This window comes from Flexistipes sp., assembly GCF_036172515.1.
GTDB lineage: Bacteria > Chrysiogenota > Deferribacteres > Deferribacterales > Flexistipitaceae > Flexistipes.
The window spans coordinates 1-12336 of record NZ_JAXKVW010000010.1 but is presented as its reverse complement, the minus strand read 5'-3'; the positions used below and the strand labels follow the sequence as shown (position 1 = coordinate 12336).

General features: G+C 38.0%; 13 protein-coding genes. 11 read left to right on the top strand and 2 right to left on the bottom strand.

Annotated features, from left to right (window positions below):
* The 11 genes from pfkA to UMU13_RS07745 all read left to right on the top strand — a co-directional run bounded on the left by pfkA (position 1) and on the right by UMU13_RS07745 (position 10147).
* On the top strand, positions 1 to 963 hold the full coding sequence (gene pfkA / locus UMU13_RS07795) for a 6-phosphofructokinase (protein ID WP_328218266.1): 963 nt from the start codon (positions 1 to 3) through the stop codon (positions 961 to 963).
* A gap of 234 nt (positions 964 to 1197) precedes the next feature.
* The gene (locus UMU13_RS07790) at positions 1198 to 1746 is read left to right on the top strand and encodes a cob(I)yrinic acid a,c-diamide adenosyltransferase (protein ID WP_328218265.1); all 549 of its coding nucleotides are present in this window, start codon (positions 1198 to 1200) and stop codon (positions 1744 to 1746) included.
* Positions 1721 to 2173, top strand: coding sequence for a GatB/YqeY domain-containing protein (locus UMU13_RS07785; protein ID WP_328218263.1), 453 nt, complete (start codon positions 1721 to 1723; stop codon positions 2171 to 2173). The genes UMU13_RS07790 and UMU13_RS07785 overlap by 26 nt, the downstream gene beginning before the upstream one ends.
* Positions 2160 to 2672, top strand: coding sequence for a CvpA family protein (locus tag UMU13_RS07780; protein ID WP_328218262.1), 513 nt, complete (start codon positions 2160 to 2162; stop codon positions 2670 to 2672). Before UMU13_RS07785 ends, UMU13_RS07780 begins: the two co-directional genes overlap by 14 nt.
* A gap of 10 nt (positions 2673 to 2682) precedes the next feature.
* A complete protein-coding gene (locus UMU13_RS07775; protein WP_328218260.1) occupies positions 2683 to 4980 on the top strand; it encodes an endonuclease MutS2 in 2298 nt (765 codons plus the stop codon).
* Between the two features lie 248 nt (positions 4981 to 5228).
* The gene (locus UMU13_RS07770; RefSeq protein ID WP_013886235.1) at positions 5229 to 5666 is read left to right on the top strand and encodes a metal-dependent transcriptional regulator; all 438 of its coding nucleotides are present in this window, start codon (positions 5229 to 5231) and stop codon (positions 5664 to 5666) included.
* Complete coding sequence (locus UMU13_RS07765; protein ID WP_328218259.1) at positions 5663 to 6616, top strand: alpha/beta hydrolase; 954 nt, start codon at positions 5663 to 5665, stop codon at positions 6614 to 6616. The genes UMU13_RS07770 and UMU13_RS07765 overlap by 4 nt, the downstream gene beginning before the upstream one ends.
* Positions 6603 to 7430, top strand: a complete 828-nt coding sequence (proC, locus tag UMU13_RS07760; protein WP_013886237.1) for a pyrroline-5-carboxylate reductase — start codon at positions 6603 to 6605, stop codon at positions 7428 to 7430. Before UMU13_RS07765 ends, proC begins: the two co-directional genes overlap by 14 nt.
* Entirely contained in the window at positions 7420 to 7998 is a 579-nt protein-coding gene (locus UMU13_RS07755) for a TetR/AcrR family transcriptional regulator (RefSeq protein WP_328218256.1), read from the top strand. The genes proC and UMU13_RS07755 overlap by 11 nt, the downstream gene beginning before the upstream one ends.
* An 8-nt stretch (positions 7999 to 8006) precedes the next feature.
* Positions 8007 to 9581, top strand: coding sequence for an aspartate:alanine exchanger family transporter (locus UMU13_RS07750; RefSeq protein WP_328218254.1), 1575 nt, complete (start codon positions 8007 to 8009; stop codon positions 9579 to 9581).
* Positions 9578 to 10147, top strand: a complete 570-nt coding sequence (locus UMU13_RS07745) for a YqaA family protein (protein WP_328218252.1) — start codon at positions 9578 to 9580, stop codon at positions 10145 to 10147. The genes UMU13_RS07750 and UMU13_RS07745 overlap by 4 nt, the downstream gene beginning before the upstream one ends.
* A 117-nt stretch (positions 10148 to 10264) precedes the next feature.
* Here UMU13_RS07745 and UMU13_RS07740 read toward each other — a convergent pair whose 3' ends face one another.
* Positions 10265 to 10486, bottom strand: coding sequence for a hypothetical protein (locus UMU13_RS07740; RefSeq protein ID WP_328218251.1), 222 nt, complete (start codon positions 10484 to 10486; stop codon positions 10265 to 10267).
* Positions 10487 to 10884: 398 nt separating this feature from the next.
* The gene (locus UMU13_RS07735; RefSeq protein WP_328218250.1) at positions 10885 to 11922 is read right to left on the bottom strand and encodes a cytochrome-c peroxidase; all 1038 of its coding nucleotides are present in this window, start codon (positions 11920 to 11922) and stop codon (positions 10885 to 10887) included.
* Positions 11923 to 12336 lie beyond the last annotated feature (414 nt).

Genomic DNA, 12336 nt, shown 5'->3' with positions numbered 1-12336 from the left:
GTGAAAAGAATTGCAGTAATGACAAGCGGTGGTGATTGCCCGGGAATGAATGCCGCTATTAGAAGTGTCGTAAGAACTGCTTTGAACTATGAGATGGAAGTATACGGTATAGAGCAGGGTTACAGTGGATTGATGGAGAATCAGTTTATTAAACTCGAAAGCAAAAGTGTAGCCAATATGATACAGAGAGGGGGGACTTTTCTGAGAAGTGCCCGGGCTCCTGAATTCAAAGAAGAAGAAGGACAGCTGAAAGCAATGGAGAATCTTAAAAATCAGGGTATAGAAGGACTTATTGTTATAGGGGGAGATGGTTCTCTGGCTGGTGCCAAGGTCATACATGATAAATATCATTTTCCGGTGATAGGTATTCCCGGTTCAATAGATAACGACATATACGGAACAGATATGTCTATCGGAGTGGATACTGCTTTAAACACCATTTTGTGGTGCATAGATACTATTAACGATACGGCAAGTTCACATGACAGAACATTTATAATAGAAGTTATGGGCCGAAACTGCGGCTATCTCGCCCTTATGTCTGCAATAAGCGGAGGTGCGGAAGCAGCTCTTATCCCGGAAGTACCTTTTAAAATTGAAAATATAATCAAGAAAATAAAAGAGAGATACGAAGAGGGAAAAACCCGAAGTGTTATAATTTTGGCAGAAGGAGTGGGTTCTGCCGGCGATTTCGGAAAAACATTCGATATGATAGGCGGTTTTGAAACGAGAATTACCGTATTGGGTCATATCCAGAGGGGTGGCAGCCCCACACATTTTGACAGGATTCTTGCAACCAGAATGGGTGCTTCTGCAGTGGATTCGCTGCTTAAGGGCGAAAGTGGGGTGATGACCGCTTTGCAGGAGAGAAAAATAGAACTTGTTCTTCTGGGAGAGGTTCTTAACAACAAACGTAAAATGGATAAAAAACTTTTGGAAATTGCAGAGGTGTTAAGTAAATGAATCAAGTTTCGCACTTGCACTTTTTACACGTCTTTGCTCGCCCAATGACGGACAAACGACGTCATTACGAGGGACGGAGTCCCGAAGTAATCTCAAATGCCGTAAAGGAGATTGCTTCGTCGTTAGCACTCCTCGCAATGACGGGCAAAGGGCATATATATTCGCCCCAGGCAAATATTATACGGAACTAAGTGCGAAACTTGAATTATATTATGTTGTAAATAAGGAGTGAAAATGAGCATAGCTACAGGAAAAGGTGATTACGGGAGCACAAATCTGTTCACTGGGGAAAAAATTTCCAAAGCTGATCTCAAGGTTGAAACATACGGCACAGGTGATGAGTTGATATCATTTTTGGGATGGCTGAAACATGATGCAAAATATTTTGCTGATTTTATAGAGTGGGTTCAGATTAAGTTATACAAATTGAATGCAGTTTTGGCTTCTTCTGCTGAAACAAAAAAGAATGAATGTGTTGATAATTTCGAAGAGGACAAACAGTATTCACTTGATTTTTTTCTATCAGAGCTGGAAAAGGAATACGGCAGATTGGATGGTTTTATTATACCGTCGGAAACACCTCCATCATCAAAGGCGGATATTTGCAGAAGTATCTGCAGGAGATTTGAAAGAAGGGTGATATCACTATCAGCCCATGAAAAGATTGACAAAGAGATATTAATTTTTATAAATAGATTGTCCGATGTGCTGTTCATGATGGCACGTGTGATGGCAAAAAGAGAAGGAGGAACAACCTATGGCTTTAAAAGAACAGATACTTGAAGATATGAAACAGTTTATGAAGGATAAAAATCAAATTGCTCTCGGGGCTGTGAGAATGCTTAGATCAGAAATCAGAAATGCTGAAATAGAGAAATCCGGCGATCTTAACGATGATGAAATTGTTAAATTGGTCTCAACCGCCGTTAAGAAAAGAAAGGATTCCGCAAGTCAGTACAAAGAGGCGGGCAGGGAAGATTTGGCTTCCAAAGAGCTGGAGGAGATCAAAGTACTTGAAAAATATATGCCGGAGCAGCTTTCAGAAGATGAAATCCGCAGCATTGTTAAAAATGAAATTTCAAAGCTTGACTCCCCGGATAAAAAATATTTCGGTCAGGTAATGAAAGCGGTTATGGCAGAAGTAGGAAACAAGGCGGATGGAAAGGTGGTTAACAGAATAGTGAAAGAGGCTTTTGATGCCAATAACTGATATTGTAATTCTCATTGTCATAGGATTTTTTGCAGTGAAAGGATTGTTTAAAGGCTTGATTAATGAAGTTTTTGGACTGCTTGGACTTATTCTCGGTTATATACTCTCTTTCCAGTTTTATATCCCGTTATCCAAAATTTATATCTATCTGGGGATATCGGAAGAAGTATCAATGGGATTGGGTTTTGTAACGGCTTTCCTATTAATCTATATTGTCATTTTTCTTTCAGGTAAACTGCTTGCACGATTTTTTAAAGCCATACAGCTAGGATGGGCTGACAAAAGCGGTGGATTTGCGTTTGGGGCTTTTAAATCAGCTGTTATTACGGGACTCGCTCTTTCTTTTTTACTGACATTAACTCCGGATAATTCGGCATTCAGCAAGAATGTCAGAAATTCAGCAATATCAAAAAGACTTATAAAAATTACACCCTATGTCTTTGATATGCTTAATAAATTACCTGAAGTCCGTAAAGAAAACCCTTTCAATAGAGAATAGCTAAAGATTTATGAAATATTCCGATAGCCTTGAGTTTGAAAAGTTTAAAGAGATAGCGGATAGCGAATTCACCTCTTTATTTGCCAAAGAGAAACTTTCATCTTTACATCCTGAAAATAATCTAAGAAAGATCGAAGAAAAGCAAAAACTGCTTGGAGAAACATTAACCATTCGTGAGATTTTAAAAATAACCCTCCCGGATGATTCCGGATATCATGAATTTTACTACAGGCTGAAAGACCCTTATGCATCGTTTATGGTGGAGGATATAGGAAAATTCCGGGATTTTCATAAGGACGTTTCCGAGCTTAAAAAAACTCTTATTGAAAGTGATAATGTTGTTAGTCTGAGAGATATCTTAAAAAACATGTTTTCTCTCTCCGATCTGATTGAAACAATCGATAAAAAAGTAACGCATGACTGCAAGGTCAAAGACAGTGCCACTCCAGAGCTCAAGAAGATAAGGTCATCCTTGAAAACTACAAGACAGCGTCTGATAGACAGCCTGAATAAATTAATGTTTGGCAGAAATTCCGATAAATTTGTACAGGAACAAGTGATAAAGGAAATAAAAGGTAGATTTGTTATCCCTGTCAAATCAAATTTCAGGCAGTATTTTTCCGGGGTGGTTTATTCATCCTCCAATACCGGTCAAACCCTTTATGTTGAGCCAACTGCTGTTATTGATCTTAATAACGATTTCGAGAATCTTAAAAGCAGGGAAAGTGATGAGGTTTATAAAATACTCAGGATGCTGCTTGATGCCATTAAGTCTCACATATATGAAGTCACGACGACTGTAAATGCCTACACCGATTTTGCATATTATTTTGAAATAGCAAAATTTTACAAAAACAAAATGTATACATTCCCTGAATTTGGTGAGGATGTTATTTTTGATAGTGTGCATCACCCCCTTATTTATCTGTTAAAAGGAGCTGAGTCTGTACCAATAGACTTTGTGTTGAGAAGGGATAATGATCTGGCCGTTATAACCGGACCTAACACAGGCGGTAAAACCGCTGCACTGAAATCAGCCGGTTTAAACTGTATTATAGCTAAATGCGGACTACCAGTGTTTGGTAAGGCTCTTAAAATGACCGATTTTTACTCTGTGTTTGCAGATATAGGTGACAAACAGTCACTTATTCTGGACTTGAGCACGTTTTCTTCTCATATGTTGAATATAAAGAATATTCTGGATGAAGCAGATAAAAACAGCCTGGTTCTTTTGGATGAACTGGGTACAGGTACCGAACCCAAAGAAGGTGCTGCTCTTGCGGTATCGATAATAGAATACCTGCTTGAAAAAGATGCAAAAGTTGTGGTTACAACCCATTTTTCAGAAGTTAAAAAATATGCATTGAAACATAAAGAAGCAATTATCTATTCGGTGGATTTCGATTATGAAAATTTTCTGCCAAAGTACCGGCTGCTTTCAGGGGTGGTAGGAAAATCAAATCCTCTTGTTATAGCCGGAAAGCTTGGTTTTAATGAAACTGTTATAAAAAATGCTGAAAATATTATTGCCAGAAATTCCAGTCAGGCTGAATTTAAACTGGATGAACTGAATGAACAAAAAGCTGCACTTGAGCGCCGGATTTTTGAGCTGAGACAACATGAACAAAATGTTCTTGAACAAAAAGAAGACGTTGAAAGAAGGGAGAAAGAGATAAACAGAAAACTTAGAATGAAAGAATCAGAAATTCTCGAAGAATCCTATTCGCTGCTTCAAAAATTAAAAAGAAAAGTGAGAAGCAAAAAGCCGGTTTACCCGGAAAAGCAGCTGGATGAAGATATAAAAGCTACAGAGGAAAAGTTAAATAATGTAAAAAAACACGATAAGCCTGTTGAAAATATCAGTAAGGGCGATACTGTCTTCTTGGAAAAGTATAATAAAGAAGCGGAAATACTCGATGTTGACAAGGACAGAGTGTATGTTGATATGGGCGGGATTAAAGTGAAAATGAATAAAAATGACATTATTGGCAGGAAAATAAATAAAAACGCTAAAGAAAGCGTAAAAAGTTCAGAAAAGGTGAAGGTAAGTACTCCGCCAAATACAGCGGTTAAAAGGGAAATAGTAGTGGTGGGAAAAACGGTTGATGAAGCATGGGACAGGGTTGATAAATTCATAGATGAAGCTATTCTGGCGAATATTTCAGAGATTTTTATAATACATGGCAGGGGTTCGGGAGCCCTTAAAAGGGGACTTCGTGACTATTTGAAAGATGATGTTCGTATTAACTCTTATAAGGAAGCCTCCCCTAAAGAAGGTGGGTCAGCGGTTACAGTTGTGAACTTATAAGAGGGGTTTTGGCACCTTCACTTTTTTAAAGAGCTATCTCAACTTATTGGTGAAATAAGGGGATAGTGACATGGAGAGGTAGTGAAGTAGAGAGATAGTGAGGCAGGGAGGGAATTCAACATTGAATGTTGAACATTGAACTTTGAACTTGTCTCACACACATCCCGCATTACGGTTTTTAAGTGAAATTTCATTGTTTTTGAAATTAAAATGAGTTAGAGTATGCTAACAATATTTCAGGAGATATTATGCAAAACAGAAAACTCTCAACAAGCATGGAAGATTATCTGGAGACTATTTTCATTTTACAAAATGAAGGAAAATCCGCCAGATCTAAAGATATTTCCGAAAAACTTAGTGTGAAAAAATCATCTGTCACCAATGCATTGCAGCTGCTTTCCGAAGGGGGATATATAAATTATAACAAATACAGTGAGGTAACGCTGACGGATAAAGGGATGAAATATGCCCGTGAAGTATACAAAAGGCATGAAACCATAAAAGAATTTTTTGAGCATGTACTGCAGGTGGATTCAGAGCTGGCCGAAGAAAATGCCTGTAAAATTGAGCATGTTATAGACAAAAAAGTTTTTGATAAACTATCCTGTTTCCTTGAGTTTATAATGCAAAGTGATATTACTTGTGTGAATATTGAAAAATTCAGGCAGGTATGTGAAGAAAATTGAATATTTATACGAACAAAAAAAAGACGATTTTCAGGTGGTTTATACTCCCCTGGATTATCGGTTTACTTTTAATATTTCTGGCTGTTGGTTTGGTTACTGATATGGATAAAAAACTAAAACCTTTTGTTGCTTTGGATAACGTGAGTTCCGAGGAATTGTACCAGCTTGATCTTAAAAGAAGTTATGCCGAAGGTGTGAGGTTGGATGAGAATCTTCCTCTTTATACTGAAGGAACCGATAATTCTGTCGGAATCCTTTTGATACACGGTTTTACAGGCTCCCCTTATGAAATGCACGAACTTTCAGCATATCTGAACAGTTTAGGATACACTACTTATTCTGTTCGGCTGCCCGGAAGCGGTACCACTCCTGAAAATCTTAACGAATTCAGTTATGCAGACTGGTATGAATCTCTGAAATTCGGTTATTTCGCATTGAAAAACAGTTGCAATCAGGTTTATGTGGCGGGGCAGTCCCTAGGTGGTCTTCTGGCTTCTGCTGTGGGTTACTATAACGAAGTTTCAGGGATAATAATGTTGAATCCTGCTTTTAAAATCAAGGACTGGAGGTTTCAGTTTATCCCTTTAATGCAATTATTTAATAGTATTTCCAAAAAATCAGATTTTGATGCAAATTATGCAGGTTACTTTTACGATGTCTGGCCTTTAAAAGGCATGTATCAGCTTTATTTGACACAGAAATATGTGAAAAAGAAATTACACGACTATGACTCGCCCGTTCTCCTGGTGCAGGCTATAGAAGATGAAGTTGTTGACTACAAAGGCGTTTTAAGATATTTTGAAAAAATCAAGGCAAAAGATAAGAAAAAAATTCTGGTTGAGGGCAAAGAAGATATGCATGTACTTACCCTCAATAAAAACTCAAAGCAGCAATTTGTCTTTGAAGCTATCAGTAATTGGATAAAGGAGAAGTCAAATGTTCAGCGGTAAAAAAATAGGTTTCATAGGTTCCGGGAATATGGCTTCGGTTTTAATCAAAGGTATATTAAAAGCCGGCCTTGTGGAGGAAAAGTCCGTTTTTGCAAGTGATATCGATCCAGAGAAGCTTGAAAGTTTAAAATCTGAATACGGTATTAATACGGTATTTAAAGATAACAAAAAAGTTGTAGAAGATAGCGATATAATTGTACTGGCTGTAAAGCCGCAGATAATGAGCAGAATATTATCCGAAATTGATGAGAAACTTGACTCAAGTAAGCTGGTAATCTCAATAGCTGCCGGTATTTCAACAGAGTACATTGACAGCCTTACCAGCAATGATCTGAAAATAATCAGAGCAATGCCGAACACCCCGGCTTTAATTATGGAAGGTGCCACTGCAATATGCCCCGGTGAGAATGTTTCAGAAGATGATTTGAAGCTTGCACGGGAAATATTCAGCGCAGTTGGCGTAGTGGTGGTTGTTGATGAAACTCAGATGGATGCTGTTACAGGTTTGTCCGGAAGCGGCCCTGCTTATATTTTTATGATGATAGAGGCTCTCAGTGATGCCGGTGTTAAAATGGGGCTTTCAAGAAATGTTTCAATGAAGCTGGCAGCCCAGACTGTAATGGGTGCCGCAAAACTTCAGATAGAGACGGGAATGCATCCCGGAAGACTAAAGGATATGGTTACATCTCCAGGCGGAACTGCAATAGCGGGCATACATACCCTTGAGCAGGGTGCATTAAGAACTACTCTGATCAATGCTGTGGAAAATGCCACCCTTAGGTCAAAAGAACTGGGAAAGAAAAATGGAAGATAAAACACCTAAGTTTGATGTTATTTTAAAGGCCGCCGTAAAAGTCATAGGGCAGAAGGGATATCACAACGCCAAAATCAAGGATATTTCAAATGAAGCTGATGTTGCAGATGGGACTATTTATAACTATTTCAGTAACAAGGAAGACATTTTAGTTACAATTTTCAGGATAAAATTGGAAGATTATGTCAATAAAGCCCAACAGGAAATTGAGGGCATTGACGATACCGTTGAAAAACTCCGTATACTTATCAGATATCATCTTAAAGTAATGAGTGAAAACCCTGATCTTGCCAACGTTTTACAGATCGAACTGAGGCAGCCCAGCAAAGATATGCGCATGAAGGTCAGAAAACATCTTAAAAATTATTTTAATGTAATTGAAAATGTGATTAACGACGGAATAGAAAAGGGTGTGTTCAAAAAAGATTTACATATATATCTTGCCCGGGAGATGTATTTCGGAACATTGGATGAGGTAGTTTCCACATGGGTGTTTTCAGGACAGCACTGGGAGTTAATGGGCCATGTTGATGAGCTGACCGGAATGTTTTTTAAAGCTTTTAATTAAACATTTTTATGCATTTAGAGATAATATTTCAACTGTTTTTGATTATTACACTGGGCTACATTGTTGGCAGCATAAAAATCAAAGGTTTTTCTCTTGATATTTCAGCAATACTTATTGTGGCGCTTGTTGCAGGCCATTTCGGAGTTCGCCTTCCGGAAGAATTTAAATATTTTGGCCTTGCTATTTTTATTTATTCCATCGGTTTGCAGTCCGGCCCCGGCTTTTTCGAAACTATTAGAAACAAGGGATTAAAACTTAACATTATAGCTGCATGTCTTGTCGGAACAATTTTCCTGGAAATTATGATTGTTTCTAAAATGCTGGGGTTTACAAAGGATGTTCAGGCCGGCCTTTTTACCGGGGTTATGACAAATGCTCCGGCACTTGCTGCCAGTCTGGAGGCAAGCAGTTCTCCTTCAATATCCGTTGTTTTCGGTCTTGTATATCCTTTTTGTATTGTCCTGACAATACTTTATCCTAAGATTATTCCCGGCCTTCTGAAGGTGGACATGAGCGAGGAGAGAAGGAGATATGAAGAAAGTGTCAGACAGCGTTATCCGTCTATTGCGACAAAAAACTTCAGAATAACCAATGAGAATTTCAAAAACCAGCATATAACCAAATCCGAAGTTCAGGAGATGACCAACACAATTATCGAAAGAATCGAATCAGAATATCCGATTGAAGATACGGAAATGGATCACACAATGCATTTCGGAGATATTGTGAGGGTTACCGGTACAAAAGACCAAATGGACAAGGTTAAAGTAATTCTCGGAGAAGAAGTGAGTGACAGCGTCACGTTTCATGACAACCTTAAGGTTCTTAGACTGCTTGTTACAACAAAAAAAGTTGTCGGCAAAAAAATATCCGAACTTAAAGAGCTCACTGCTGTAGGAGCAAGCATCTCAAAGGTAAGGAGAGCCGGTATTGACATTAACCCGACACCTAATCTCACGCTTATGTTGGGAGATAAGTTGTACATTACTGTTCCTGAAAAGTTTGAGAAAAGGGTAACAAATTTTATCGGCAATAACCTTCTTAATTTTCCGGCAGGTGATTTTCTGCCTATTTCCATGGGGATTTTAATTGGTATGAGTATCGGTTTTATTCCGTTGAATATTCCGGGATTCGGATATTTTAAGTTAAGTTTTGTCGGAGGTATTTTGCTTACGGCTTTGGTTCTGGGCAGAATAGGGCGTACAGGAAAACTTGTCTGGCAGCTTTCACCTCATTCTACAAGTCTGATGAAAACATTGGGACAGCTGATTTTTATGGCTACTATAGGTACAAATGCCGGTGCTTATCTTCTGCAATCGATTAATACGCTGGGCTTTACATCAATTTATATTGCATTGGGAATATTATTGATTACGTATAGTGCTTTTACTTTTGTCATGTTTAAAATGTTAAAATACAATGTACTGGATATCCTTGGCGTCTTTTCCGGCAGTATGACTTCAACGCCAGCACTTTCCATGGCCACCGAAGTATGTGATTCGGGCAGACCTTCCGTTGCTTATGCTGCGGTTTATCCCTTTGCTCTCATAATTACAATTTTTCTTGCACAGGCGATACTGTGAGAAAACCTGTATTAAAACCCTTCAGTAAAGTTTTTCTTGCTCTTATAATTTCGTTTATGCTTCTTTTAACAGTTTTAGTATTTCTTAATTACTACAAAATTGAGCACGAGCTCCTTGATTTTGTAAAAGATTACGGGTTGTTTGCCATATTTCTGATAAGTTTTTTTACTGATGTTCTTTTTCAGCCTATAGGGCCTGATGTGGCAGTAATCGGCGGTGTCCTGATTTATAAGGAATTTCTTTATTCCGTATTCTTTGCCTCATTGGGGAGTGTTTTAGCAAGTTTCTTAAGTTATTTTTTTGGGCGAATGTTCAGATCATACGGAATGCATAAACTGAATTCTTCTGCAAAATATCATAAATGGAGAAGGATTTATGCCAGATACGGGCTTATAAGTCTGAGTATAGGAGCGCTTACTCCGGTACCATATGTGCCCATGTGTTGGATTGCCGGTTTGTTTAATGTGAAAATATATAAATTTATCCTGTTTGGTCTTGTTCCAAGAGTAATAAGGTTTACAACATTGGGAATGATAGCCCACTATGTTAATATGTCGATTTCATAAAATCGTGAAGGGTTAGTTTAACGTTCATGGTTCAAGGTTCAACGTTTATCTTTTAACAGCGGAAGGGTTTGCCAGATGTGTTTTGAAATCATTGTCCATCAAGAGATCTATAAGCCATTACCAATTGAAAGTAGATTCAACAACGACACCTTTAAGCTCATTTTGGTACGGCTTTAATGTTGAAATAATTAAATCAGGATCGTTGTCCAGCTTCTTTTTGAGAATACGTTTGTCATTTTCATCTAGCACCAGCCGGAGGCTGGTAAATATGTGGAACACATCAATAATTGCTAAATAATTATTGCTTGAATGCAAGTCAAAACCTCCGTATAGTGCCATAGGGTACCTCCTTTAACTTTTATGTTTGGTTCCTTACCAGTAGCATAGCACTTTATGTGCATAAGTGAAGGAGGTGCCTACTTAATCTCAACTTGTTAATGATTATCAGGTAAATAATACTTTTTTTGCTGAGGCTTTGAAATATGTTCATTGAGATCGTGCACAATTTTTCTAATTTTTCCCTTCACATTTTCCACGGTTTCACTTATCATAAAATTCCTCCAGGTCGTTGTATTTGTTGCTTTTTTCTCGAAAATAACTATACACGATCCTGGAGGACTTCTCAACTCTAAATGCATGTCATACAATATCTTTTGCAATAAAATGGGGGTGACGCCAGTTTGTGGAGATAAAGTTATATTTGATATAAAAAAGCCCCCGTGATAAGGGGGCTTTTTTTAATCCAAGGCAGGCTTTGGGGTATCTTCGGTTGAAGGTGGCATAATAGGATATTCAATCTTAGGTTGCACACCCGTTGTTGTTTTTAAAAAGGCTAAAATAGCTTCCACGTCATTTTCGGAAAGCTCTATACCTAACTGGGCTGAACCCATTATTTTTACAGCTTCTTTTAAACTCCATACCTTGCCTGAGTGGAAATAAGGCTCAGTAATTGCAATATTTCTGAGTGAAGGAGATTTGAATACATACTTATCTTCGGAGGTGTCTGTGACCGCAAACCTGCCCACATCATTCTGTATAATTTCCTCATCAGGCATCTCAACCACGCCAAAAGGATAGTAATCATGTCCTCCCATATTGACACCTTTATGGCATTCTGCGCAGCCATTATTCATAAAGGCCTGTAAGCCTTCTTTTTCTTTCTTATTTAATGCGTTTTCCTGACCTTTGAGATATTTATCAAAACGTGAACCAGGTGTTAAGAGTGTTGCTTCAAATGCTTCAATGGCATCAGCCATATTATCAAATGTTACAGGATCAGAATCCTCCGGGAACGCTTTTTTGAAATATTCAACGTATTCAGGAATGCTTTTTAGTGTTTTAACAACTCTTTCTGGAGTATTGTTCATTTCAACACTTGCCTGTACAGGGCCTTTGGCTTGCTCGGCTAGATCCTCAGCTCTTCCGTCCCAGAACTGCGCTACATTAAAAACAGAGTTAAAGACCGTTGGTGCATTTCTCGGACCTTTTTGCCATCCGTGTCCCGTTGAAACTTCCTGATCATCATCGCCACCAAGACCAATATTGTGGCAGGTATTGCAGCTTATCAATCCACTTTTGGAGAGCCTTGGGTCAAAATATAATAATTTCCCAAGCTCAATCTTTTCATAAGTTAGAGGGTTATCTTTTAATTCTGGTGCACCCATTGGAACCGGCTCAAAATATTCTCTTGCCTGCTCCATAAGAGAACTTTGAGCAAACCCTATGCTTGCAGTAAGGACACAAGCAAGCATAATAAAAATACTGTGTTTCTTCATCTTGACCTCCTTAAAATTTTTGAGGTTACCTAAAAAAATCGGTAACCTAAATTATTATAATTTTAATTTAGTGTTTATCGCTTGTCAAGTTTTTTACATCAAAAATATTTCGAATGGTAAAATATTTGTGATGTAAAAAAAATGGTGATACCAGTCTATTTCAGCATCTTGTATTATTAATGGGGTATAATGCCCTGTAGCACCAACCTAACAGGTTGGTGAAAAATAGGGACAGATAAATAATACTTCCCGGACAGTTGGCGGAGAGTTTTTATTGCGTGATGTTGAAAAAAAAAAGCTTCTTTCTGTTATAAAGCAGTTCAACTCATTGTATTTTGTAAACATTATCGGTTATTGTATAATGGACAACCATTTTCACCTTCTCGTAAAAACTTCATCCGTGGAAGATATTGA